Source organism: Actinomadura flavalba DSM 45200 (genome assembly GCF_000374305.1).
GTDB classification, from domain to species: Bacteria; Actinomycetota; Actinomycetes; order Streptosporangiales; family Streptosporangiaceae; genus Spirillospora; species Spirillospora flavalba.
The window spans coordinates 1,643,685-1,668,628 of sequence record NZ_KB894093.1; the positions used below are offsets into that span (position 1 = coordinate 1,643,685).

21 protein-coding genes are annotated in these 24,944 nt (G+C 72.5%); 6 read left to right on the forward strand and 15 right to left on the reverse strand.

Annotated elements, in window-relative coordinates; translation table 11 throughout:
• Positions 1–110 precede the first annotated feature (110 nt).
• On the forward strand, positions 111–575 hold the full coding sequence (locus tag C229_RS0107540) for a hypothetical protein (RefSeq protein WP_026313542.1): 465 nt from the start codon (positions 111–113) through the stop codon (positions 573–575).
• On the opposite strand, the gene C229_RS0107545 is transcribed toward C229_RS0107540, so the two are convergent.
• From C229_RS0107545 to fbaA, 9 genes are all read right to left on the reverse strand, one after another.
• Positions 525–1,400, reverse strand: a complete 876-nt coding sequence (locus C229_RS0107545) for a Vgb family protein (RefSeq protein WP_018654465.1) — start codon at positions 1,398–1,400, stop codon at positions 525–527. The two genes, C229_RS0107540 and C229_RS0107545, sit on opposite strands and share 51 nt — an antisense overlap.
• 301 nt (positions 1,401–1,701) lie before the next feature.
• Entirely contained in the window at positions 1,702–2,619 is a 918-nt protein-coding gene (locus tag C229_RS0107550) for a glycerophosphodiester phosphodiesterase family protein (RefSeq protein ID WP_033423944.1), read from the reverse strand.
• Between the two features lie 398 nt (positions 2,620–3,017).
• Positions 3,018–6,572: a DNA polymerase III subunit alpha gene (gene dnaE, locus C229_RS0107555; protein WP_026313544.1), complete on the reverse strand. Its 3,555-nt coding sequence runs from the start codon at positions 6,570–6,572 to the stop codon at positions 3,018–3,020.
• Positions 6,573–6,754: 182 nt separating this feature from the next.
• A complete protein-coding gene (locus C229_RS0107560) occupies positions 6,755–7,366 on the reverse strand; it encodes a hypothetical protein (protein WP_018654468.1) in 612 nt (203 codons plus the stop codon).
• Between the two features lie 244 nt (positions 7,367–7,610).
• Positions 7,611–8,894 carry an adenylosuccinate synthase gene (locus C229_RS0107565; RefSeq protein ID WP_018654469.1) on the reverse strand — a complete coding sequence of 428 codons (1,284 nt, stop codon included), beginning with the start codon at positions 8,892–8,894 and terminating at the stop codon, positions 7,611–7,613.
• A gap of 165 nt (positions 8,895–9,059) precedes the next feature.
• Positions 9,060–9,476: a DUF3151 domain-containing protein gene (locus tag C229_RS0107570; RefSeq protein WP_018654470.1), complete on the reverse strand. Its 417-nt coding sequence runs from the start codon at positions 9,474–9,476 to the stop codon at positions 9,060–9,062.
• A gap of 38 nt (positions 9,477–9,514) precedes the next feature.
• Positions 9,515–10,012 (reverse strand): GNAT family N-acetyltransferase, encoded by a 498-nt coding sequence (locus C229_RS0107575; RefSeq protein WP_018654471.1) that lies wholly within the window; start codon positions 10,010–10,012, stop codon positions 9,515–9,517.
• A 54-nt stretch (positions 10,013–10,066) separates the two neighbouring features.
• Entirely contained in the window at positions 10,067–10,525 is a 459-nt protein-coding gene (locus tag C229_RS0107580) for a winged helix-turn-helix transcriptional regulator (protein WP_018654472.1), read from the reverse strand.
• 81 nt (positions 10,526–10,606) lie between these two features.
• Positions 10,607–11,629, reverse strand: a complete 1,023-nt coding sequence (fbaA, locus tag C229_RS0107585) for a class II fructose-bisphosphate aldolase (protein WP_018654473.1) — start codon at positions 11,627–11,629, stop codon at positions 10,607–10,609.
• Positions 11,630–11,817: 188 nt separating this feature from the next.
• Between fbaA and C229_RS0107590 the strand changes: the two genes are divergently transcribed.
• A complete protein-coding gene (locus C229_RS0107590; protein WP_018654474.1) occupies positions 11,818–12,561 on the forward strand; it encodes a DedA family protein in 744 nt (247 codons plus the stop codon).
• Between the two features lie 176 nt (positions 12,562–12,737).
• On the forward strand, positions 12,738–13,121 hold the full coding sequence (locus C229_RS0107595) for a hypothetical protein (protein WP_018654475.1): 384 nt from the start codon (positions 12,738–12,740) through the stop codon (positions 13,119–13,121).
• Positions 13,122–13,125: 4 nt separating this feature from the next.
• Here the strand turns inward: C229_RS0107595 and pyrE are convergent, their stop codons facing one another.
• The gene (gene pyrE, locus C229_RS0107600) at positions 13,126–13,662 is read right to left on the reverse strand and encodes an orotate phosphoribosyltransferase (protein WP_018654476.1); all 537 of its coding nucleotides are present in this window, start codon (positions 13,660–13,662) and stop codon (positions 13,126–13,128) included.
• A gap of 58 nt (positions 13,663–13,720) precedes the next feature.
• Between pyrE and C229_RS0107605 the strand changes: the two genes are divergently transcribed.
• Positions 13,721–14,257, forward strand: coding sequence for a hypothetical protein (locus C229_RS0107605; RefSeq protein WP_018654477.1), 537 nt, complete (start codon positions 13,721–13,723; stop codon positions 14,255–14,257).
• A 9-nt stretch (positions 14,258–14,266) separates the two neighbouring features.
• Here the strand turns inward: C229_RS0107605 and C229_RS0107610 are convergent, their stop codons facing one another.
• The 3 genes from C229_RS0107610 to C229_RS32680 all read right to left on the reverse strand — a co-directional run bounded on the left by C229_RS0107610 (position 14,267) and on the right by C229_RS32680 (position 18,983).
• Positions 14,267–14,869, reverse strand: coding sequence for a tetratricopeptide repeat protein (locus C229_RS0107610; protein WP_026313545.1), 603 nt, complete (start codon positions 14,867–14,869; stop codon positions 14,267–14,269).
• 91 nt (positions 14,870–14,960) lie between these two features.
• Entirely contained in the window at positions 14,961–16,196 is a 1,236-nt protein-coding gene (locus tag C229_RS0107615; RefSeq protein ID WP_018654479.1) for an NYN domain-containing protein, read from the reverse strand.
• 330 nt (positions 16,197–16,526) lie between these two features.
• Positions 16,527–18,983: a sigma-70 family RNA polymerase sigma factor gene (locus tag C229_RS32680; RefSeq protein WP_051108879.1), complete on the reverse strand. Its 2,457-nt coding sequence runs from the start codon at positions 18,981–18,983 to the stop codon at positions 16,527–16,529.
• Between the two features lie 177 nt (positions 18,984–19,160).
• On the opposite strand from C229_RS32680, the gene C229_RS29855 reads away from it, so the two are divergent.
• Positions 19,161–19,922: a hypothetical protein gene (locus C229_RS29855; protein WP_051108880.1), complete on the forward strand. Its 762-nt coding sequence runs from the start codon at positions 19,161–19,163 to the stop codon at positions 19,920–19,922.
• A 235-nt stretch (positions 19,923–20,157) separates the two neighbouring features.
• Here C229_RS29855 and C229_RS0107630 read toward each other — a convergent pair whose 3' ends face one another.
• Entirely contained in the window at positions 20,158–21,780 is a 1,623-nt protein-coding gene (locus C229_RS0107630) for an alkaline phosphatase D family protein (protein WP_026313547.1), read from the reverse strand.
• A 195-nt stretch (positions 21,781–21,975) separates the two neighbouring features.
• Between C229_RS0107630 and C229_RS0107635 the strand changes: the two genes are divergently transcribed.
• A complete protein-coding gene (locus C229_RS0107635; protein ID WP_018654482.1) occupies positions 21,976–23,652 on the forward strand; it encodes a hypothetical protein in 1,677 nt (558 codons plus the stop codon).
• A 277-nt stretch (positions 23,653–23,929) separates the two neighbouring features.
• On the opposite strand, the gene C229_RS0107640 is transcribed toward C229_RS0107635, so the two are convergent.
• On the reverse strand, positions 23,930–24,463 hold the full coding sequence (locus C229_RS0107640; RefSeq protein ID WP_033423945.1) for an SMI1/KNR4 family protein: 534 nt from the start codon (positions 24,461–24,463) through the stop codon (positions 23,930–23,932).
• Positions 24,464–24,944: the final 481 nt, after the last annotated feature.

Here is a 24,944-nt window from a genome sequence, read left to right on the forward strand (position 1 = left end):
CGGGTGCGGCAGCCGCGCCGCGGCGACCCCGCGGCGTCGTCGCGCGGCGTACGGGCCGGGTGCCCGGCGACGGATGCCGCCGGGGGCTCGGCGTTCCTAGCGTGGGCGGCATGGATAGGCGTCGGGTGTTCGTGCTGGTCGGGCTGGCTTCGCTGACGGTGCCGCGCGTCGTCCTGCACGACCTCGGGGTCGTGCGGGAGGGGACGGCCGTCAACGCGGCGCTGGTGTTCGTGCCGTTCGCGGTGTGGATCGCGGTGGCCGTGCTGCGGGCGGCGAACCCGTTCCCGGCGCTGGTGGCCGTCGGCGGGATCTCCGGGGTGCTGCTCGCCGTTACGCACCAGGTGCTGTGGGGCGCGGCCTTCGACGAGGAACCCCGGCTCGGCGGCAACCTCGCCGACCTCGACCCTTCCGTGCAGACCGTCGTTCTCCGGGTGTTCGCGGCGTTCAGCGGCTTCTTCACCGGGTTGATCACCGGTGTGCTGTGCGGGCTGGTCGCGTGGGGGATCGCGCGGGCGGTGCGGCGGTCACGCCGGGGTGAGGCGGGCGAGGGCGCCGATCTCCAGGGCCGCCCATAGGGAGCCGTCCGGGGCGACCGTGATGCCGTGGGGTTCGGAGCCGGGGGTGGGGAGGTCGTGGACGGCGATGCCGTCCGGGGTGAGCGCGCCGACGCGGTTGGCGCCCCACTCGGTGAACCACGGGACGCCGTGGGCGTCGACGGCGACCGCGTGCGGGCGGGCCGCGCGGTCGGGGAGCGGATGTTCGGTGATCGTGCCGTCCAGGGTGATGTGCCCGAGTTGCCCGGCGCCGATCTCGACGAACCAGAGGTCGTCGTCATGGCCGCGCGCGATGCCGACCGGGGCGGCGGACTCGGTCGGCAGCGGGTGCAGGGTGACGGCACCGTCGAGAGTGATGCGGCCGATGGCGTTGGCCTGGTTGAGGGTGAACCAGAGGGCGTCGTCGGCTCCGGCGGTGATCGCGGACGGGAACGTGCCGCTGCCCGGCAGGCCGAACTCGGTGATGTCGCCGTCCGGGGTGATCCTGCCGATGCGGTCGGCGCTGGTCTCGGTGAACCACAGCGCGCCGTCGGGGCCCGGCGCGATGCCGAAGGGCCCCGAACCGGGCGTAGGCAGGACGAACTCGGTGACCTCGCCGCCGGTGGTGATGCGACCGACCCGATCGGCACCGTTCTCGGTGAACCAGAGCGCACCGTCGGGCCCGGGAACGATGATCGTCGGGCGACGACCCTCGGGAAGGCCGTACTTCTCCAGCGGACTGCCCGGAGAGAACCTGGCGATCTGCGAACTGTGGACGAGCGTGAGCCAGAGACCCCCGTCCGGCCCCGACGCGAGCCCGTAGGGCCCGGACGCCGAGTCGGTGATGGTGTACTGCTCGATGTTCACATGCGTCCCAAGGTCCGAAGTGCGGGCGGTCACCCCCAGACCTACCCGCCGCCCACCCCCCGGTCAACGCAATTTCGAGCCACCCAAGCCCCCCGCACCGACCAACCCGACCGCCCGCACGCACCCGCCCGGCGGGCGCTCGGGTGGGGCGCGGTGCGGGCGCGCGCCGGGCGGGGTGTGGGCGGGGCGGGTCGCATTGGGTGGGTGGGGGCGGTGGTCGGCTGGGGACGCGGGGGGTGCCGTTGTGTGTGGGGCTTGGGCGGGCGGTGTGGGGTGCGGGTCGGGGCCGTTGGGTGGGTGGTCAGCCGGGGACGGGGATGCGGGCTGGCTTCGGGGTGGGGAGGTTCAGGGTGGGGAGGAGGGCGTGGAGGCGGTCGGGGTAGTCGGTGACGATGGCGTCGGCGCCGAGGGTGATGAGGTGGGTCATGGCGGCGGGCTCGTTGACCGTCCAGACGGCCACCGGGAGCGCGACCGCGTGGGCGTCGGCGATGAGGGCGCGGGTCGCCAGGTGGTGCTCGGGGGACAGGGCCGTCGCGCCGATGGAGAGGGCCGCGTTGACCGGGTCCGTCGCGGGCAGGCCCGCCAGCCAGGGCGTGCCCGGGTGCAGCGTCTTGCGTTCGATCAGCGCGACGCGGCCGAGATCCGGGGCGTGCCGGGACGCGGCGGCGAGCACCCGCCAGTCGAACGCCAGCAGGCGGCTGCGGGCCGTCAGGCCGCACTCGTCCAGGACGGCCGCCACCGCGACCGTGAAGCGCTCCACCCGCGACGCGGGCCACGACGGGTCCGTCTTCAGCTCGACCGCGAGCTTCACCGGCGCCGCCGGGCCGATCAGCGCGCACGCCTCCGCGAGCGTCGGCAGGCCCGTGCCGGGGACGGGACGCTGCGTCAGCACGAACGGATCGTCGCCGGACGCGGGACGGCGGACGCCCGCGTCCAGCGTGCGGACCTGCGCCAGCGTCAGGTCACCGATGGCGCGGCCCACGTACGGCCACATCGGATCGCCCGGGACGGCGGGCGCGGTGTCCGCGACCGTGACCGAGGACAGCACCTGGTCGTGGTTGAGGACGACGACGCCGTCGGCGGTCATGCCGACGTCCAGCTCCAGGGCGTCGACGCCCAGCTCCAGCGCGTGCGCGAACCCGGCCAGCGTGTTCTCCGGCCGCAACCCCCGCGCACCCCGATGGCCGTGCACCTCGACGGCGCCCCCGCACAAAGTCACGGCCGCACGCTACCGCCCACGCCCAAATCGGGGGTGGCGGACGAACGAGAACAGCATGAACACGGCCACGTGACTCCCATCACTGCCCCGCCACAAGCCCCGCCCACCACCGCGCGCCTGGCCCCGCCCCGCCCCGACAACCACGGCATGACCGGCCCCGCCCGGACAACCACGGCGTGACCGGCCCCGCCCGGAACCGCCCGCCACTGCGTGACCGGCCCCGCCCCGAACCGTCACTGCGTGACCGGCTCAGCCTCGAACCGACCGTCACGGCGTCACCGGCTCCGCCCGAACCGGTCGTCAGGGCGTGGCTGGCTCCCCGGAACCGGTTGTCACGGCGTGATCGGCTCCCTGGAACCGGCCGTCGCTGTGTGACCGGCTCAGTTCCGGATCGGTCGCTACTGCGTCACCGAGCCCGCTCCGAAGAGGCTCTTCAAGTCGCCGAAGAGGCCGGGGTTGGGTTGGACCTGGAAGTACTCCAGGTTGACCAGCAGCCCCTTGCGGCCGTGGCGGCGGACCTGGAGGTGGACGGGCGCCTCACCGGGATGGGCCTGGAGGATGCGCTTCAGCTCCGCCGTGGTCGGCTCGGTGATGCGGTCGATCGCGACGCTGATGACGACCGGCGGCTCCTTGCCGGTCGCGGCCGAGACGTCCAGGACCTCCATCTCCTGCGCGTGGATGGACACGTTGCCGTCGCGCTCGTTGATGCGGCCCATCACCGAGATCACCACGTCGGACGCCAGCGACGGCGAGTAGAGCTGGTAGACCTTCGGGAAGAACAGCACCTCGATGCTGCCGTCGAGGTCTTCCAGCTTGATGATCGCCCACGTGTTGCCCTGCTTGGTGACCTTGCGGTCGAGACCGGCGATGATGCCCGACAGCCGCACCATGCCCTCGCGCCCGCCCGCGCCGGCCTCGGCCGTGGTCAGCTCGCGGTTGCGCTCCAGGATGCGCTCGGCGCCGTCCAGCGGGTGCGAGCTGACGTACAGGCCGAGCATCTCCCGCTCGAACTGGAGCAGGGTGGCCTTGTCCCACTCGTCGCCCTCGGGGATCGTGACGGTGAACGAGCCGCCGCCGTCGGACGCCTCCTCCAGGCCACCGAACAGCGAGTCCTGGCCCATGGCGGCGTTCTTCTTCTCGCTGATGACCGCGTCGATGGCCTGCTCGTGCACCATGAGCAGCGCCTTGCGCTCGTGGCCGAGGCTGTCGAACGCGCCCGCCTTGATCAGCGACTCGATGGCCCGCTTGTTGCAGACCGGCATCGGTACCTTGGACAGGAAGTCGTTGAAGTCGGCGTAGGGGCCGTCGGCGCGGCCCTTCATGATGCCGTCCACGACGTTGTCACCGACGTTGCGGATCGCGTTCAGGCCGAACCGGATGTCGTCGCCGACGGCCGCGAACCGCGCCACCGACTCGTTGACGTCCGGCGGGAGCACCTTCACCTTCATGCGGCGGCACTCGCCCAGGTACACCGCCATCTTGTCCTTGTTGTCGCCCACGGAGGTGAGCAGCGCCGCCATGTACTCGGCGGGGTAGTTCGCCTTCAGGTAGGCCGTCCAGTAGGAGACGAGCCCGTACCCGGCGGTGTGCGACTTGTTGAACCCGTACGCCGAGAACGGGACCAGGACGTCCCAGACGGCCTGGGTGGCCTCCTTGGAGTAGCCGTTCTTGCCCATGCCCTCGGAGAAGATGGCCCACTGCTTGTCCATCTCGGCCTTCTTCTTCTTGCCCATCGCGCGGCGCAGGATGTCGGCGCCGCCGAGCGTGTAGCCCGCGAGCTGCTGCGCGATGGCCATGACCTGCTCCTGGTAGACGACCAGGTGGTAGGTGTTGCCGAGGATGGGTTCGAGCGCGTCCTTCAGCTCGGGGTGGATCGGTTCGATGGGCTGCTGCCCGGCCTTGCGCAGCGCGTAGTTGACGTGCGCGTTGGCGCCCATCGGACCCGGGCGGCCCAGCGCCAGGACGGCCGAGACGTCCTCGAACTCCGTCGGCGACATCAGCTTGGTGAGGTCGCGCATCATCGTGGAGTCGAGCTGGAAGATGCCGAGCGTCCACCCGGCGCGCAGCAGCGAGTACGTCCGGGCGTCGTCCATGCGGACGTTGGCCATGTCGAGGTCGGTGCCGCGGTTGGACTTCACGTTCGCGACGGCATCGCCCAGGATCGTCAGGTTGCGGAGCCCGAGGAAGTCCATCTTGAGGGCGCCGAGCTCTTCGCAGGACGGGCCGTCGAAGCCGGTGATGCGGGCGCCGTCGTCGGGCCGCTGGTGGATCGGCATGACCTCGATCAGCGGTTCGGACGACAGGATGACGCCCGCCGCGTGCACGCCGGTGCCGCGCGTCAGGCCCTCGATGCCGAGGCCGGTGTCGATGACGCGCTTGATCTCGGCGTCGTCGTTGTAGAGCTGGCGCAGTTCGGTGGCCTCGGCCCAGCGCGGGTGCTTCTCGTCGAAGATGCCGGTGAGCGGGATCTCCTTGCCCATGACGGCGGGCGGGAACGCCTTGGTGATGCGGTCGCCGAGGGCGAACGGGAAGCCGAGGATGCGGCAGGCGTCCTTCACGGCCGCCTTCGACTTGATCGTCATGTAGGTGATGATCAGCGAGACGTTGTCCTCGCCGTACCGGTCGGTGACGTACCGGATCATGTCGCCGCGCCGACGTTCGTCGAAGTCCAGGTCGACGTCGGGCATGGAGACGCGCTCGGGGTTCAGGAACCGCTCGAACAGCAGGCCGTGCTCGATCGGGTCGAGTTCGGTGATGCCGGTGACGTAGGAGACCATCGAGCCCGTCGCCGAACCACGGCCGGGGCCGAGCCAGATGCCGCTCTCGCGCGCGTAGTTGCAGATGTCGGCGACGACGAGGAAGTAGCCCGGGAAGCCCATCGACTCGATGACGCCCAGCTCGTAGGCGATGCGCTCGGCCACCTCGGCGGGGACGTCGTCGCCGTAGCGCTTGCGGGCGCCGCGGTCGGCCTCCTTGCGGAGCCACGACATCTCCGTCTCGCCCTCGGGGACGGGGAACTTGGCGGCGAGGTCGCGGTGGGAGAAGACGTCGCCGTAGTCCTCGACCATCTCGGCGACCAGGAGGGTGTTGCGGCACCCCTCCTGCCACGGGTCGGACCCGTCGACGGCGCGCATCTCGTCGGCCGTCTTGAGGTAGTAGCCCGAGCCGCCGAACCGGAAGCGGTCCGGGTCGGACATGAGGCTCTGCGTGCCGACGCACAGCAGGGCGTCGTGCGCCTCGGCCTGGGACTCGGTGACGTAGTGGGAGTCGTTGGTGACCAGCGGCGGGATGCCGAGCCGGCGGCCGATCTCGACGAGGTCTTCGCGGACGCGGCGCTCCAGCGGGAGGCCGTGGTCCATCAGTTCGAGGAAGTAGTTCTCCTTGCCGAAGACGTCCTGGAACTGACCGGCGGCCTTGATGGCCTCGTCGAACTGGCCGAGCCGCAGCCGCGTCTGCACGGCGCCGGACGGGCAGCCGGTGGTGGCGATGATGCCCTCGCCGTGCTGCTCGAACAGCTCGGCGTCCATCCGGGGCCACTTGCGGTAGTGCCCCTCCAGCGAGGCCAGCGAGGAGATCTTGAACAGGTTGCGCAGGCCCTGCGCGTTCTTGGCCCACATCGTCTTGTGTAGGTACGAGCCGGACGCGGAGACGTCGCCGCCCTCACCGGTGGCCTCGTTGGTCTTCTTCTGGCTCGGATCGCCCCACAGGACCGGCTTCTTGACGAACCGCGACTCGGGCGCCACGTACGCCTCGATGCCGATGATCGGCTTGATCTCGGCCTTGCGGGCGGCCTTGTAGAACTCGTAGGAGCCGAACATGTTGCCGTGATCGCTCATGGCGACGGCGGGCATCCCCAGTTCGGCGGCCCGTTCGACCAGTGGCGAGATCTTGGCGGCCCCGTCGAGCATCGAGTACTCGGTGTGAACATGCAGGTGAACGTACGAATCCGCCATCTCTGCCCCTCCCTCGCGACACCGCCCCAGCGACCCCCTCGACCACTCGGGCAACCCAAACCCTAGCCCGTCCACCACGACCCCGAAGCCGCCTTCCGCACCCCTGTGGATAACTTTCCCGGGTCGCCCGCCGCGCCCGGGAGGTGGGCGCGGCGGGCGGATTCGGAGGGTGGATCAGGCGGTCACTGGCGGATGATGCTGATCGGCGCCGCCGTCTTGAAGGAGCCCTGGAAGGTGACGGTGTCGCCGGTCTGGACGTGCGGCGAGCAGGCGGTCCCGAGGGCGTTGACGGTGCCGGTGGTGGTGGCGAGGGTCGAGGTGGAGTTGGTGAAGGTGCCGTTCGTCACGGGAAGCTGGAAGGTGCAGCCGTTCGCGCTCTTCTTCGTGACGAGGATCCACGGGCCTTCGATCTTGAGGGTGGTGCGGCCCGCGGCGGCGTCGTAGCCGGTCGCGTTGATCGCCGAGCTCAGCGTGCTCGTGCCCGAGCCGACCTGCCAGGCGGCGCCCGAGGCGTCGGTGCAGTCCGACAGCGCCGGGCGGTTGAGCGAACCGATGTTCGCGGACGTGCCGGTGCGGGTCGTGACCGTCCCGGCCAGGGTGGCGGGCGAGCACGTCAGCGACAGGCTGCCGCTCGCGTTCTTGATCACGAGCGGGCCGCTGGCGGTGAAAGTGTTGTTGGCGTTGCCGTTGACGACCTTCCACACGGGCGCGGCGGCGTGCGCCGTCCCGGCGAGCGGGGCGGACAACGCGAGAGCGGACAGGGCGGACAGGCCGAGCAGGGCGGTTCTGCGCATGGGAGGCACCTTCGCGATAGTCAGGAGATGCGGCGCGGACGGGAGCGGACCGGGCCGGGCACGCGTCGAACTGGTGTTCGGCACAAAAGTAACTCGCGACTGACTCAAGATCGACCATGGTTGCCCGGCTGCATGATCGTTTGACGCCGGGGCGATCGGCACCGCACGCGCGCGGGCGCGTGACCGGGCCGGGAAACGCGAAACCGGCGGACGGCCCGGGGCCGCCCGCCGGTCTCGGGGCAGGTCAGATGAGGGAGCGCAGCGACAGCGTCTGGTCGCGGCCCGGGCCGACGCCGATCGCGGAGATCTGGGCGCCGGACATCTCCTCCAGGGCACGCACGTACGCCTGGGCGTTCTTCGGCAGGTCGTCGAACGTCCTGGCGCCCGTGATGTCCTCCTTCCAGCCGTCCAGGTACTCCAGGACCGGCTTGGCGTGGTGGAAGTCGGTCTGCGTGGTGGGCAGCTCGTCCACGCGGCGGCCGTCGATCTCGTAGGCGACGCAGACCGGGACGCGGTCCAGGCCGGACAGCACGTCCAGCTTGGTGAGGAAGTAGTCGGTGACGCCGTTGACGCGGGTGGCGTAGCGGGCGATCACGGCGTCGAACCAGCCGCAGCGGCGGTCGCGGCCCGTCGTGACGCCGTACTCGCCGCCGGTCTTGCGCAGGAACTCGCCCCACTCGTCCAGCAGCTCGGTGGGGAACGGCCCGGAACCGACGCGGGTCGTGTACGCCTTGAGAATGCCGATCACCTTGGTGATCTTGGTGGGGCCGACGCCGGAGCCCGCGCACGCGCCGCCCGCCGTCGGGCTCGACGACGTCACGAACGGGTAGGTGCCGTGGTCGATGTCGAGCAGCGTGCCCTGCGCACCCTCCAGCAGGACGACCTTGCCCTCGTCCAGCGCGTCGTTGAGCACCAGCGTGGTGTCGGAGACGTACGGGCGCAGCCGCTCGCCGTAGGCCAGGTACTCCTGGACGATCGGGCCGGTGTCGATCCGGCGCCGGTTGTACACCTTCGTCAGGACCTGGTTCTTCTCGCGCAGCGACAGGTCGAGCTTCTGGGTGAGGATGTTCGGGTCGAACAGGTCCTGCACGCGGATGCCCATGCGGTTGATCTTGTCGGCGTAGGCGGGGCCGATGCCCCGGCCCGTCGTGCCGATCCGCGCCTTGCCCAGGTACCGCTCGGTGACCTTGTCGAGCGTGCGGTGCTGCGGCATGATCAGGTGCGCGTTCGCGGAGATGAGCAGGCGGTCGGCCGAGATGCCGCGCTCCTTCAGCCCGTCGATCTCCTGGAGCAGGACGGCCGGGTCGATCACGACGCCGTTGCCGATCACCGGGACGACGTCGTCGGACAGGATGCCCGACGGCAGCAGGTGCAGCGCGTAGCTCTTGTCGCCGATGACCACGGTGTGGCCGGCGTTGTTGCCACCCTGGTAGCGGACGACGTAGTCGACGTCGCCGCCCAGCAGGTCGGTGGCCTTGCCCTTGCCCTCATCTCCCCATTGAGCTCCGACAAGAACGATGGCCGGCATGCCGAGATCCTTCCCACACGACGAAGGCCCCGTAGCGGCGCGGCGCCCGGATTCTCACCGGACTGCACGCACACGTGCGAAGGGGCCTCTTACGTGCGAATCGTACCCGTCCCCCGGCGGTGGAAGGAACCCGCCGGGCGGTTACGGACGGCACGAAAGCGCTCGTCAGGCCAGTTCGTCGGCCGCCGTGGCGCTGCTGTCCCGCAGGAACGTCCGGCACCGCTCGGCCTCGGCGTCCTCACCGATCGCGGCGGCGGCGCGGCCGAGCGCGTTCAGGGCGCGCAGGAACCCGCGATTGGGCACGTGCTCCCACGGGACCGGGCCGTGGCCCTTCCAGCCCACGCGGCGCAGCGCGTCCAGGCCGCGGTGGTAGCCGGTGCGGGCGTAGGCGTAGGACTCGATGACCGCGCCGGCGGCGAAGGCGTTGTCGGCCAGGACCGCCCACGCGCCCGGGTACTCGGGGTGCTTGGCGGCGATTTCGACGGGATCGACGCCCGACTCCAGCGCTTCGCGGGCCTCGGGGAGGTCGGGGAGTTCGGCGGGGGGTGGGCCGCCGAGCAGGTTCTGCGTCATGCGGGTCATCGTAGGCGTCCCGCGACGCGGCGGCGCCATCGCGTCCGTCACGGGACCGGGAACGGGAGGTGGAAGCGGACGGTGCCGTCGCCCGTACCGGCCCGCGCGCCGGGCCAGCCGTGGTGCAGGGCGGTCAGGGCGGGGTGGTTCCCGAAGGCGACGTCGGCGTCGAAGTCGGTGATGCCGCGGCGGCGGGCCAGGACGGTCAGGTGGTCGACGAGGAGGCGGCCGAGGCCGTGGCGCTGCCAGGGGTCGGCGATGAGGACGGCCAGTTCGGCGTGGTCGCGGCGGCGGGGGTCGCGGACGTACTCGGCGACGCCGACGAGCGCGTCGCCGTGCAGGGCGGCTAGGGCGTCGTGGTCCCAGTGGTCGAGGGCCGCGAGCGAGCGCACGTAGGCGTCGGGGACGCGCGGGGTGCCGGTGAGGAAGCGGGTGTAGAGGCTCGCGCGGGAGGCGGGCATGGCGCGGAGGCGGCCGGCGTCGGTGATGCCGTAGGGGCGGACGCGGATCTCCGGGAGGGCCACCGGGTCGGTGAGTTGTTTCATGCAACCCATAGAAGCGTCTTCGGTTGCGTGAAGCTACTCACTGGGGGACGGAGTTCACCCCGCGCGGGCTCCCGGGCCCTCCTCCGGGACGACGTCGGCGGGCGTCAGCCGGGCGCCGCACGCGGAGCACGTCAGGTCGGTGGTGACCGAACCGGCGCAGCCCGCGTGCCGGACCACCAGCGGCGGACCGTCCGGCGCGTAGTACCGATCGCCCCAGAGCATCAGCGCCATCATCGCGGGCCACAGCTCGACGCACTTGCGCGTCGGCCGGTACTCGAACCGCTCCGGCCGCTCCTGGTACCGGACGCGCCGCAGCAGCCCCTCGTCGCACAGCCGCGCCAGCCGGTCGGTCAGTACGTTCCGGGCGACGCCGAGATCGTCCTGGAAGTCGTCGAACCGCCGCCGCCCCTCGAACACCGCCCGCACCACGAGCAGCGTCCACCGGTCTCCGACGACCTCCAGCGCACGCGCGACCGAGCAGTTCTGCGATCCGTACGTCCGGGGAAGCGCCATGCCCACGACCCTACCCACCCGGTTGCGTGAAACAACTCGCGGGCGGCGGCCGCCGGAGAGGCCACCGCCCGCGCTTCGGGACTACTTGAGCTTCTTGCCCGCCGACAGGAGGGTCTCGGCGGCCTCGACGATGCGGGCGGCCATGTTCGCCTCGGCGGCCTTGCCGTAGGAGCGGGGGTCGTACTGCTTCTTGTTGCCGACCTCGCCGTCGATCTTGAGGACGCCGTCGTAGTTGCGGAACATGTGCTCGGCGATCGGGCGGGTGAACGCGTACTGGGTGTCGGTGTCGATGTTCATCTTGATGACGCCGTAGGACAACGCCTCGCGGATCTCCTCCACCGTCGAGCCCGAACCGCCGTGGAAGACCAGGTCGAACGGGCGGTCCTTGCCGTACTTGGCGCCGACCGCGTCCTGGATCTCCTTCAAGACCTCCGGACGCAGCTTCACCGCGCCCGGCTTGTACACGCCGTGCACGTTGCCGAACGTCGCGGCCAGGATGTAGCGGCCCTTCTCGCCGACGCCCACCGCCTCGGCCGTCGCGAGCGCGTCACCCGGCGTCGTGTACAGCTTCTCGTTGATCTCGTGCGCGACGCCGTCCTCCTCGCCGCCGACGACGCCGATCTCCATCTCCATGACGATCTTCGCCTTGGCGCACTCGTCGAGCAGCTCGGCGGCGATCTGGAGGTTCTCCTCCAGCGGGACCGCCGAGCCGTCCCACATGTGCGACTGGAACAGCGGGTCCTCACCGCGCGCCACCCGCTCCTGCGAGATCTTGATGAGCGGGCGCATGAACCCGTCCAGCTTGTCCTTCGGACAGTGGTCGGTGTGCAGCGCGATGTTCACCGGGTACTCCGCGGCCACGACGCGCGCGTACTCCGCGAGCGCCGTCGACCCGACGACCATGTCCTTCACGGTGGAGCCCGACAGGTAGTCCGCGCCGCCCGTCGACACCTGGACGATCCCGTCGCTCTCGGCCTCGGCGAAGCCGCGCAGCGCCGCGTTCAGCGTCTGGCTGGACGTCACGTTGATGGCGGGGTAGGCGAACCCGTCCCGCTTGGCACGGTCGAGCATCTCCGCGTAGACCTCGGGGGTCGCGATGGGCATGTGGTGTCCTTTCCTCTGCGGTGGTGCCGCCGGGCGTCCGGCCGGGCGGGGTGCGGGTGCCCGCTCCGCCGCGCTCCAGGTCAGCGGTCCCGGGCGGGAGCGGCGCGGGCGGGGCATGCCGTCCTGCGGCCAGTATCCCGTCTTTCCGCGCCCGGGCCAGTCCGGGTGTCCCGCCGGTGTGTCCGAGAATGGTCAAGGCGCAGGTCACACCGGCCGAGGCGGGTACCCTCGGCGTCGTGGACGTCGCCCTCATGCCGCTGGATCTCACCGAATGGCTCCAGCCCGCCGCCTGGCTGACCCTGTTCGGCACCTTCGCGACCATCGGCGTGCTCGCCATCATCTTCGCCGAGACGGGGCTGCTGTTCGGCTGCGTCCTCCCGGGCGACTCGCTGCTGTTCACGGCGGGCATCCTGACGGCCGTGTCGCAGGTCAACGGGCAGGAGTTCCAGCCGCTGTCGCTGCCGTGGCTGCTCATCGGCGGGCCGCTCGCCGCGATCCTCGGCGCCCAGCTCGGGCACTGGATCGGCGCCCGGTACGGGCGGCGTGTCTTCGACCGGCCCGACTCGCGGATCTTCCGGCGGGAATGGGTGGAGAAGGCCGAGCACTACTTCCTGCGGTTCGGCCCGGCCAAGGCCGTCGTGCTCGCCCGCTTCATCCCCATCGTCCGGACGTTCCTCAACCCGCTCGCCGGGATGCTCGGCATGGACGCCCGGCGGTTCGCCGTCTGGAACGTCGTCGGCGCCGTCCTGTGGACGGACACGCTGTTCCTGGCCGGGCACTTCCTCGGCGCCAAGGTCCCCGACATCGAGACCTACATCCTGCCGGGCGTCGCGGTCGTCCTGATCCTCTCGATCATCCCGATCGTCCGGGAGATGCGGCGCGGCGGCCCCGCCGACGCCGACCCGGCGCCCGAGGGCTCGGCACGCTCGTGATCCACGGCATCACCGTGCGTGTCCGCGCAGGTCATCGCGGGTGCGGTGGAAGAACGATGCCCGCCCGTGACCGCCGGGAGTCCCCGGCACGTGAGACTTATCGCTAACCTCCCCATGTGGGACGTCATCGGTCGGACCCCAGGGGTCTCGCGCGCATCCTGATCGCGGTTATCGCCGTGGCACTGGCCTTAGCGCTGCTCGTCGTCGGCGGGCTGGCGCTGGTCAACGCGCTGACCTCGTCCGATACGCAGGGGCCGCCGGGAGCGCAGTCGCCCACGCCCACCTCCACCGGCGGATCGTCCGAACGGCCCACGTCCACCGCCGCGACGCCGCTGGTCATCCAGGCCGTCGGCGGCTCGACGCTCGTCACGATCACCGTGCCGGGCAGCAACGACGTCGTGTTCCGCGGCACGCTCTACGCCGGCGAGGGACGCCAGTACGACCAGGCGCCGCTGAACGTCGTCGCCAACGACGCCGGGGCCGTCCGCGTCACGATCTACGGCAAGGTCGAGGAACGGGCCGGCGGGCAGCGCGGCACCTGGTTCGTGCCGGAGAAGTGACGGGCTAGCCGAGGCCCAGGTCGGCCACCGTGTACGGGTGGCGGTACTCCAGGCCCTCGGCCGCGATGCGGTCGGCGGCGCCGCGCTCCAGGATCGTCGCGACGGCCACCACGTCCGCGCCCGCCTCCCGCAGTGCCTCCACGGCCGTCAGCACCGAGCCGCCCGTCGTCGAGGTGTCCTCGACGGCCAGCACGCGGCGGCCCTTCACCTCCGGGCCCTCGATGCGGCGCTGGAGGCCGTGCGCCTTGCCCGCCTTGCGGACGACGAACGCGTCCAGCGTCCGGCCGCGCGCCGCCGCCGCGTGCAGCATCGCGGCCGCGACCGGGTCGGCGCCGAGGGTCAGGCCGCCGACGGCGTCGTAGCCGAGGTCGGCGGTGGCGTCGAGCATGACGCGTCCGACGAGCGGCGCGACGGCGCCGTCCAGCGTCACGCGGCGCAGATCGACGTAGTAGGACGCGGTACGCCCCGACGACAGCACGACGTCGCCGTGCACGACGGCCTTGTCCTTGATGGCGGCCAGCAGCTCATCACGTTCGCTCACATCGGGAACCCTATTCACCCCCGCGTGCGGACGCGCACGCGGCGTGTACGGTTGCGGCGTGACTCCGGGCACGCTCGTCCTGCTGCACGCGCCGCTCGCGTCGTCCGCCGTCTGGGGCGACCTTCCCGAGGCGCTGCGCGCGCACGGGTTCGACGTCGTCGCGCCGACCGTCCCGGACGGCACGGGGCCGCACTATGTCGCCCGCGCCTCGCTGATCGTCGCGGCGACGGCGCCGGAGCCGCCGCTCGTCCTCGTCGGCCACGGCGACGCGGGGCCGCTGCTGCCCGCGCTGGCCCGCGCGCAGCGGGCGGCGCACCGCGCGGTCGGCGCGTACGTCTTCGTCGACGCGGCCCTCCCCGGCCCCGCGTCCGACCACGACCACCCCGACGCGGTCGCCGTCCCGCCGGACTGGCCCGACGCCCCCTGCGGCTACCTCCGCACCCACGCGTCCCGCCTGGCCGACCCGGCCACCAGCCAGGCCGCCCGCCTGGAACGAACCCTCCGCGAATCCCGCCTCCGAGGCTGGCCCACCCGAGAACCAACCCCACCGACGACCCCGGCCGAATCCCTCACCGACCTCCTGAAAGCCCTCTGAGGGCGAGGGTCAGGCGTTTTTGAGGAGGTCGTCCAGGAGTTCGTCGTAGGAGTCTTCTGGGTGGCCCAGGTCTAGGCGGGCTCGGTAGCGGAGGCGGAGGAGGGCCTCCAGGGAGTCTTCGGCCAGGGCCAGGTCGTCGGGGTCGACGTTCTCGGTGGGGACGGGGCCGCGGTCGCGGAGGGCGAGGATGACGTCGGCGCCCTGGGTGGACCAGTCGTGGCAGCCGGCGGTGTCGCCCTGGGCGTACAGGACTTCGGCGACGGCGCGGTAGACCTCGGGGTCGCGCGGGGAGTCGGCGCGGATCTGGGCGATGAGGGTGCGGGCCTCGTCGGCGTGGCCCAGCTCGAAGAGCGCGTCGGCCAGGTAGGCGCGCGGGTCGCCGTAGGTCTCGCCGCCGTCCTCGACGGCGCGGCGGTACAGGGCGGCGGCGCGGTCGTGGTCGCCCGCGTGCTGCCACTGCTCACCCGCGCGCAGCAGCACGTTCGCGCGCGACACCCCGCCGGAGACCGACTCGGCCAGCTCGGATAGACGCCGTGCCGCCGAGATGTGATCGCCCGTGCGCAGGGTGTCGAACTCCAGATCGTCGAGATCGTCTTCCGTCACATGCGTCACGCTTCAACGCTACCCGCCGGTCGGCTAACGAAGCGGGCGAATCACGGATGATCGTGAATCATCTACACGTACACGGTGCCGGACAGCCCCGTCACCTGCGGGAACGTTCGAGCGCGTCCCAGAATCCCCGGCGCAGCGCGTGCCGGACCTCGTCGTGCAGCAGGAAGTCGATCGGCAGCGACGACCCCTGGAGCAGCCGCGCCTCCAGGTCGGACGGCATCCGCGGCTTGCGGGCCAGGACGGCCTCCAGCCACAGCGCGGGCGCGTCCCGCGCGACGGACTCGCCGAAGTCCTGCCCCTCGTTGTGCGCGGCCTTCACCGCGTCGGCCAGCGTCGGGGTGCTCTGCTGCTGCACGGGCAGCGGCGCGATCTGCTGCGGGCCCGTGTACGGGCTGTGCTGCGGCGCGGCGGGCGGCGGCTGCGGCGGCAGGTACTGCGGCCCGGTCGAGTGCGTGCTCTGCTGCGCGGGCGGTGCGGGCGCGGGCGTCGGCGCGGCGTGCACGGTGCTCTGCGTGGACGACCCGTAAGACGACGAACCGTACGAAGGCGACGAACCGTAGGACGTCCCCCCGTACGACGACGCCCCCGACGACGCGGACGACGGCGAGGGCGCGGGGGACGGCGGCGTGATCGGCGTCGCGGGCGGCGGCGCCGTGTGCGACGCGGAGTGCGACGGCGCGTGCAGCGACCCCAGCGCGCCCCCGGACCCGTTGGCCCCGTGCCCGTTCGACAGCGGCCCGGCGGGCAGCGCGGACGCCCCGCTGGACGTCGCCGACGACGGGCTCTCCACGCCGCTCAGCAGGTTCACGTACGGCCGCAGATGCCCGGACCCGATCTCGATGAGGTCGTCGCACTCCTGCCGCAGCACGCGCGAGATCGTCCAGTTGCCGTCGACGGCGACGTGCACGATCGTGACGCGGACGCCGAGGTCCTGGGCGTCGGCGACGACCTGGGCGAGGTCCTCGTCGCCGGAGACGACGACGGCGTCGGCGAGCGCGCCGTTGCGGGCGAGCGTCATGAGGTCGCGGTGGATCTCGCCGTCGACGCCCTCGCGGCGGCCGGGCCGGATGCGGCCGAGGCGCAGCTTGAGGCCGGGCAGGTCGGCGAGGGCCTCGTGTTCGGGGGCGCGGCGGCCCTCGACGGTGGCCTCGTACCAGTAGCAGCGCAGCAGCGGGATGCCGGTGCGTTCGCGGGCGAGGTTGCCGAGGAGTTGCAGCAGGCCGCCGAAGTCCCAGGAGACGGTCTCACGGTGGCGGGTGCCGTGCACCGCCATCGATCCGTCGGCGAGCAGGTAGCCGGCGTCTACGAACAGCGCGCAGCGATCCATGCGACACCGCCTTTCCTCAGCGCGGGGTCGCCCGGTCGGCCCGGACGGGCGAGGGTGGCCATGGGGTACGGGTCCGCCCTTCCTAGCTCGGGGACGTGGGCCGTGTGGACCCCGGGCGTCTTTAGCGTAGTGAAGCCCGATACCCACGCAGGCCGGTACGGCGATTCGCCACTCTTTCACGGGGATCGTCCGGGCGCGACCCCTTGCGTCCGGGTTTTATGCACCGTTACGTACGTCGCGATCAGCGCGTTCACCGGCGGAGCACGGCGCGGACGCCGGGACCGCCGCGGCCTGCGCACTCGCGTTCCTCAGCGGACCTTCAGCGCGCTTTCAGCTCCGCAGCGGAGCCGTGACCGTGATGACCCCCGTGAGGAGGGCGTCGTTGCGCGTGGTGAGGGTGAGGACGGGGCGCCGCGCGAGCACCGCGGAAAAGGTATCGACATCTATCCCGAAGGTGAGTTTGGTGCCCATTGAATACGGACACGAGCCGTCGAAGACGTTGCCGGGATCGCGGTCGCCGCCCTCGGGCGTGAGACGCCGTCCCGACAGGGCGACGGTGTCGCCGGGCAGGTCGGCGTCGCCCTCCCAGGTGACCAGGCCGAGCCGGGCCGGACGCGCAGCCGTCAGCAGCCCGTTCAGCGGCACCGTGTGCGTTCCCGCGCCGTGCGGGCCGAACGCGCGGACGCCGTCGAGCACCATCGCCTGCCGGTAGGGGGCGCCCGCGTCCCGCACGACGACGACCAGCGACCATCCGGCGTACCGCCCGGGACCGCGCAGCGAGGGCACGTCCGCGCCCCACCACGTGCCCCCGCCGCGCGCCTTCACCAGCGACGTGACGTCGGCGAACGCCTGGTAGACGGGGTAGTCGGGCAGCCGGGCGCGGCCGACGTCGGCGGCGCGCACCGTCGTGTACGCGGCGGCGCCGGGCCCGCGCAGCCGCGCCGTCACGGGCGCGCCGGTGTCGCCGCCGGACCAGTACAGCCCCGCCCACAGCACGTCCGCGCCGGAGCGGATCGGCAGCCGCGCCGCGCTGGACGACCGGGTGGACGGATCGTCGTCGCGGTCGACCGGCGCCATCGGCCAGAAGTCGTTGTCACGACTGCCCCGTTCGCGCCGCATGGCGGCGGCGCAGCGGGGCGCGCGCTCGGGGCAGCTCAGCAGCGCGTTGCCGGTCTCGACGGTCCGCACGTTGCCGTCCACGGCGAACCGGGCGGGCATCCCGTCGGCGGCGACGCCCTGCTCGGCGCGCGCCGACAGCGCGGCCCCGCCGCCGCGCAGCGTCAGCCGGGGCGGCGTGCCGATCGGCGCCGACGACCCGACGAGCACCCGCAGGTACGCGGCCGTGCTGCCGCCGGGCGCGACGGGCGCGCGGGTGCAGCGGACGGCGGCGCCGCGCGGACGGCACGTCCAGCCGTCGCCGGGCGCGCGGCCGGGCGCGAACAGCGCGCTCCGGCGTCCGGTGACGGCGCCGTCGTAGTCGACGCCGGGCGGCAGGTCCACGTCGGCGACGAGGTCTTCGGTGCGTCCCGCGCCCTCGTTGCGGACCGTCATGACGACGATGCCGGGCCGGTCGCGCAGCAGCGCCCCGACCGTGCCGATGGCGGCGGTGACCCGCGCGTCCGGTGGCGGCGACGGTGACGGCGATTCGGCCGGAGGCGCCGCCGGACGCGCCGGATCGGCGGGCGCGGGCAGCGGAGCGCCCGGCGGCGCGGGCTTCGGCGCCGCGGGCGGACGCGCGGGCGGCGGCGCGGGCTGCGGGCGCGGCTTGGCGCCCGGCTGCGCGGCGGGCGGCGGCTCCGGCGCCGGACGCAGCGGCTCGCCGCCCGACGTCAGCGCCATCGCCATCGCGACCGCGGCGAGCCCCGCCGCGACCGCCGACCCGCCGCCCAGCGCCTGCTGCTGCCGCTTGGGCAGATGCCGGAACCAGCCGATCAGCCCGCCCCCGGCCAAGCCGGACTTGCCCGCCACCGCCAGATACGCGACGCTCGCGCCGCCGAGCACGAGCGGGCCCAGCCCCTCGCGCATCGCCGTCGCGAACTCCGTCAGCTCACCGTAGATCGCGGCGCAGCGATCGCACTCGTCCAGATGCGCGTTGACGGCCCGCGCCTCCCGCTTGGACAGCCCGCCGCGCGCGTGCGCGCCCAGCCGCTCCAGCGCGTACCGGCACGCGGCCTCGGCGGGCGGCGCGGCGACCCCGCCCGGCAGCGGCGCCGCCGGGTCGGCCAGGTGCATCTGGAGGTACGCCTGGCGCAGCCCCTCGCGGGCCCGGTAGGCGAGCGCGGCGACGCCGTTGGGCGTCATGCCGAGCATCGGCGCGACGTCGGCGGGCCGGGAACCCTCGATCTCGGTGTGCCACAGCACCGCCCGCCACCGCTCGGGCAGCGACCGGTACGCCCGGACGATCATCGACCGCTCCAGGCCCTCCACCATCGTGTCCTCGAACGGGCGCCCGGGGTCGTAGTCCTCCATCTCGGCGGTCGGCTGGAGCCGGCGGTCCCCCCGGTACCGGTCGTAGACGGTGCGGCGGACGGCCGTCAGCAGGTACGGCCGGAAGTCGGCGCGCGGCCCGCCGCCGCGCCGCAGCACGTCGAGGATCTTGGCGAACGCCTCCTGGACGGCGTCGTCGGCGGCGTCGCCCGTGATGAGATGCCCGGCCAGGGAACGGGCGGCGGCGTAGTGCCGTTCGTAGAGCGTGCCGTAGGCGGACGGGTCGCCGCCGCGGATGCGGGCGATGAGCAGCGCGTCGCTGGGCTCTGCCAGGGCCGGGCCGGGCGCGTTCTCACCCATGCGTCTCCTTGCGTGTGTTCACCGGTGGTAAGCGGGGTTTGACCGCATACTGTAGTTCTTTGACCACCGAGTGTCGCGGGAAATCGACAGGCGAGTCGCGTCATGACTCCGTCAGTGCTCCGTGGGAGAGGTGGGCGGGCCACCGGGGGCCCGGGGGAACGAGCGGAGAACGACGGCGTGACAGCGAACGTGTGGCATGAACGACGGCCCGTCGCGGGCCCGGACGACCTGCGCGAACGGTGGCGCGAACGCAGCGCCGCGGGCGGCTGGTCGCTGCCCGGCGACTGGTGGACGCCCGCCGTGGAGACCGTCGTGACGGCGGCCTGCGGCGCGCCCGGACTCGCTGAAGCCTGCGCGCGGCTCGGCGCGGCGCGCGGACGCGCCGGAGTCGGGCTCGGCCAGACGCTCGACGACCTCGGCGCCCTGTTCGCCGAACTGCGCTGGCCCGACCCGCCGCTGTCCCTCGTCCGCTGCGCCGCCGAGGGATGGGCGGAGGCGGGCCTGTCCGGAGCGCCCACCGACACCTGCGAGGACCCGCTGACCGGGCTGCTCTCGGCCGCCTACCTGCGCAGCCGCCTCGCCGAGGTGTACCGCGCGGGCGCCGCGCCCGGACACGCGCTCGTCCTCGTCGACCTCACCGGGGGGCCCGAGCCGTGGCGGCGGCTCGCTCGCGCCATCGTCGTCGCGCACGACCTGCGGGAGGTGTTCCGGCGCGGCGAGACGCTCGCCATGGTCGACCCGGCGCGCGCCGCCGTCCTCGGCGCCGCCGGTTCCCGGCTCGACGATGACGTCCGCGCGCTCCGCGACCTGCTCGGCCGCACCCTCGCCGACGCCGACGACCCCCGTCCCGAGCCGCTGTTCGAGAGCGAACGCTTCCTCATCCGCGTCCAGCGGCTCCCCGCCAACTCCACGACGGCCCTGGCCCTCCTGGAGTCCTAGAGCGCGCCGTCCGTCCCGAAAAGCTGGAGGGGGCGGGACGGACGGCGCTCACACGGGTGGGCCCGCCCCGCGTGGGGGCGGGACGGGCCCACCTGCTTGTTTGCCGCGCCTCCGGCGCGGCGGGGGGGCAGGGCCCTTTTGGCGTCGCGCCAGAGGGCAAGATCATCCTCACTTCGCTCCGGATGATCTTGCCCTCTGGCGCGACGCGGCCCTGACCCGTGCGGGGTGCTCTTCGTTAGTCCGTCAGGTTGATTTGGGCTACCTTGCGCATCGTCGTCTCGGAGACGGGGGAGTCCCAGCGGACGGTGCCCTTGCGGCCGGTGAGTTCGATGGTGGCGACGGCGTTGTCGAACCAGGGGCCGTCGGTGAGGCGCCAGCGCAGCGGCGGTACCGGGACCTTCGCCAGGCGCGCGAGCGCGCGGGGGACGCGCGCCAGGGCGCGGGACGTGCCGAGACGCTGCGCGAACCGGAACTGCGCCGGGAGCGGGTTGCGCAGCGGCGAGCAGACGACCTGCGCGATCCGGGACGTCGTATCCGGTGCGGTGACACGGGCGACATAGGAGTAGTGCACGTCGCCGGACAGGAACGTGATGCTGGCGGGCGCCGGACCCCGCTCCCCGCGGCCCACCTCCACGACGTCGCGGGCCACCTCCCGGAACGACTCGCCGAACGCCGCCCAGTGCTCCAGGTCGGCGGCCTGCCGCAGCTTCTCGCCGTACTTCGCCGCCGTCCGCCCCCACGCGCCGCCCGCGACGGCCTCGTTCCACGCCTCCGCGTGGTGGATGCCCGGCGCCAGCAGGTACGGCAGCGAACTCGCGACGAGCAGGTGGTCCATGCCGCCGCGCAGCCGTCCGTCCAGCCAGGCGAACTCGTCGTCGTCGAGCATCCCGCGCCGGTCGGCGGTGAGCAGCCGCGAACACCGGCTGTCCACCACGACGAGACGTGTGTTGCCCCAGTCGTGCGCGTAGCTCCAGCGCGTCGTGGCGGGCTCCTTGTCGGCCCGCTCGGCGAACTCGTCCAGCAGGGCGCCGCCGTCGCCGCCCGCGTCGGACGCCTCCCGCACCGCCTTGTAGACGGGATCGGCCGCGCGATCCTCAGGACTGAGATTCCCGAGATGCTGGTACACCCAGTACGACGCGATGCCGCCGACGATGCGGTCGCGCCACCACGGCAGCTCCCACATCTGCTTCCGCCACGTGTACGAGGTGTTCCAGTCGTCGCGGATGTCGTGATCGTCGAAGATCGCGAACGTGGGCACCGTCGACATGAGCCAGCGGACGGACACCTCCCGCCACGCCAGCTCGTACAGGTGCGTGTAGTCCTCGTAGTCGGCCAGCTCGTCCTCGGGCTCGCCGCCCTCCGGGCGCCGGGCGTGGATGTAGTCGCGCATCTCGTCGCCCAGCTCGTCGGCGTACACCTGGTCGCCGACCATGAGGAGCGCGTCCGGCCACGGGCCGTCCGGGTCCTCGGCGAGGCGGTGCGCGAACGCGGCCAGCGAGTCGTAGCCGTAGTCCTCGACGGTGCCCGGGGAGCGGCGGCACGACCCGAACGACAGCCGGACCGGGTTCGCCGGGTCGATCGTGCGGATCGCGCTGCGCGGGAACGGGCAGCCGGGCGTCGGCCAGACGGTCTCGCCGTCCAGCGTGACCTCGTAGGGGACGCGCGCGCCCGTGGGCAGGCCCGTCACCTCGACCAGCGCGTAGTGGTGGCCGTGGACGGTGAACGTCCGGGCGCGGGCGTCGAGCCCCTGTTCCACGTTGTGCACGCGGACTTCGCAGGGCTCCGCCGTCTCCACCCAGACCGTCGCCGTGTGCTCACCGGCGTGCCGGAGGAGGGGCCCCAGTACCAATGCGGTCATAGTCCGCCTCTCTAGCGGATGGGGGACCGTTCCGTCCATGTGTCGCGGGGTTCGATTCCCGGACCGGACCACTGTAGGCGAGCCTGGCGAATCGTCCGGGCCGGGGCACAAGTGTGTGTCCGGGTGAGTATCGCCCCGGCGGGATCGCGTCCATGCTGCCGGAGCGGACGGTCGATCTCGGGGCGAGGAGGCGTGATGCGGCGTTGGACGATCCCGGGTGCGCTCGTGCTCGGCCTGTCGGTGGTCGCGGCGCCCGCCGCGATGGCGGCGGAGCGGAGCGAGACGGCGGTGACGTCGTCGTCGCCGGTGAGCGAGGTGCGGGAGAGCGTCGTCCGGGTCAAGATCCCGCTGCCGAAGGCGGCGGGCGCGCGGCCGCCGGAGTGCGACTGGCTCTCCTACCTGCGGTACCGGCACGAGGACGGCCCCGCCGAATCGGCGAAAGCGCACCGGGTGCTCGTCGCGCAGCCCGGCATCCTCGAAGGCGCCGGGGCGTTCGACGGCGTCGCGCGCAACACCGTCGCGGCGGCGGCGAAGAGCGGGAGGCACATCGAGTTCTGGGCGCTCGACCGGCGCTCGAACTGCCTGGAGGACAATGCCGGAGTTCTCGCCGGAGTCGCCGCGAAGGACTCCCATGTCGCCGTCGACTACTACTACCGGAAGAAGCCGGTGAACGGACGCGCGTTCTCCGGGTACCGCACCAACGACCAGGTGAAGTTCCTCCAGCACGTCGGGCTGGAACAGACGCTCCGCGACCAGTACGACCTGCTCGCCGCCGAACTGCCCGGCCAGAAACTGCGCAAGCAGAAAGTGCTGTGCGGCGGCCATTCGCTCGGCGGTTCCATCACCGGGTTCTTCGCCCTCTCGGACTTCGACGGCAACCCCGCCACCACCGCCGACGCCGGATACGAGCAGTGCGGCGGCTACTTCGCGCTCGACACCCGCATCCGGGCCGGAATCCCCGTCGGTGACGAACAGCTCGCCGTGAACGCGGTACCCGCGACCCAGTTCGGGCCGGCCGTCGTCCAGGCCGGATTGGAGGCGGGCGTCATCCCGCGCGCGCTCGGCGGGCCCGCGCTCATCAACCCCGAGACGATGAACCTGCTCGCCATCGCCGGGCTCGCCGCGCACGCCGCGCCGACCGGCCTCTCCGACCTCGCGACCTACATTCCGGCGAGCTTCAACACCGACTCCACCTACCGGCTGCTGTTCTCCAAGGACTATCCGACGTTCGTGACCGGCTCACCGACGGTGAAGGACTTCAAGTTCACCAACAACGCCGCGCTCGGCGGCCTGCTGGACGACAACTCCCAGCCCCTCGCGTTCCTCCAGTCCAGCGTCGGGTTCTTCACCGGCGGGCCGATCGCGGACAAGTCCTTCCCCGCGCCGAACGACCTCGTCGTCTCCGGGAACGGCGGCCTGGCCGCCTTCCTCGGCACCGAGCGGAAGGCCATTCCGGACCGCCCGAACGGGCCGCTGTACGGCTGGCAGAACTACGACGAACTGTCCGGCGTGCCGAACGCCGCCGACGGGAAACCGTTCACCACGCCCGCCAAAGAGGTCACCGACATCGCGCAACTGGCCCGCAGCCTCGCCGAACATCCCCTCGACTTCACCGAGGACTACTTCCCGACCCGCCTCATCACCGACATCACGCTGCGCGTCGCGCCCGGAGCCGTCCATCCCGGCGGCATCACCGCCAACCCGACGCTGAACCTCCAGGGCGGCGACGGGCTCGGCGCCCGCGACCCGCAGCCCGGCGACGTCATCGCGCCCGGCTACCAGCACATCGACGTCCTGACGGCGTCGCCGGTGCAGAACGACGGACGTCCGGAACCGATCTCGACGGCCCTCGCGGCGTTCGCCGGACGCTGAACCCCCGCGTCCGGGGTGGGGATCTCCCCACCCCGGACCGGGGAGCCAGGCCGGTGTCCGCGCCGCGCCCCGCCACCTAGCGTGGAGATCGTTCAGCGAACGAGAGGGCGCACCATGAGAAAGCGGATGCTGATCATCACCGTGGCCGTCGCAGCGGCCATATCAGGCACCGTGGCACCACCCCTGGACGGACCGTTCGACCACCTGGCCGCCCGCACCCACCACTGACCCTGCCCGGCGTCGGCCGGGCCTACCGGTGACGCTCGATGTTGCGGGGTCAGTCGAAGCGGCAGAGGCCGTCGATGGTGGCGGTGAAGTGGGGGAACTCCTCGGCGGCCAGGAGGACGATCTCGGCGGGGAGGCGGTGGCGGTCGGGGGCGAAGCGTTCCGCCGTCGCCGTCAGGTCCGGGTTCGGGACGCCGACGCGCTCGGCCGTGTAGGGCTCGGCGGCCTCCAACGGGCCGAGGCCACCGGCCAGGAGCCACAGGAAGTCCCCGAGGTCGCGGGCGACCACGCCGGTCTCGCCCTCCGACCCGAGGAAGACCACCGGCTGATCGTCCAGCGGGCGCCCGTTCCGCACGAGCCAGAACGCCGCGTATCCGCCTGAACCGTCCTGCCCGAACACGCGGAAGTCGTCCCCGGACAGGGTCGCGTTCCCCGTCCACGCCCGAATCCACTCGGTCGTCTGCGCCCCGGACAGGAACTCGGGAAACGGCTCGAAGTCGATCCCTCCGCCCCCGCCCACCCGCGACAGCACCGCCCCCACCTCGGCGAGCGCCTCGGGCAACCGACGATCTTCAATGGACGTCATCCGCGCACGCTAGCGGACTCGCCCCCGCTCCAGCAGCCCCCCGCCCGACCGACGCCCACACCACCGACGCCGGGGACGCGGGCATTCCGAGGCGCGCTCCGGGCCGACGAGCTGCGCCTCGTAGTGCTCGCGCCGAGCGTTCACCACCCGACCTGGACGATCGCCCCGCCGCGCGGGCGCGCCGGTGTCGTAGTCCTGCCAGACGACCCGGTACTTCTTGGGCCCCGAACTCCCTGACCGGTCCGGGGCCCGCGTGCGGCCGAGCCGAGAAGCGCAGGTCGCTCCGCGCCGGGGGAGACACCCCGGCAGGCGCACTGTCCGGACGACCGCCTCGGTGATCCGCGCCAGCGGCCCCGTGCGCATCCGCAGATCGGGGCGGGCCCCACCGGCTCCAGCAGCCCCTCCGCGCGGTCGCGGCGTCGGCGCTGTGCCGGATGCGACGTGCCGGGGCGCCCGATCAAGGGCATTTCCTCGTTTCGGT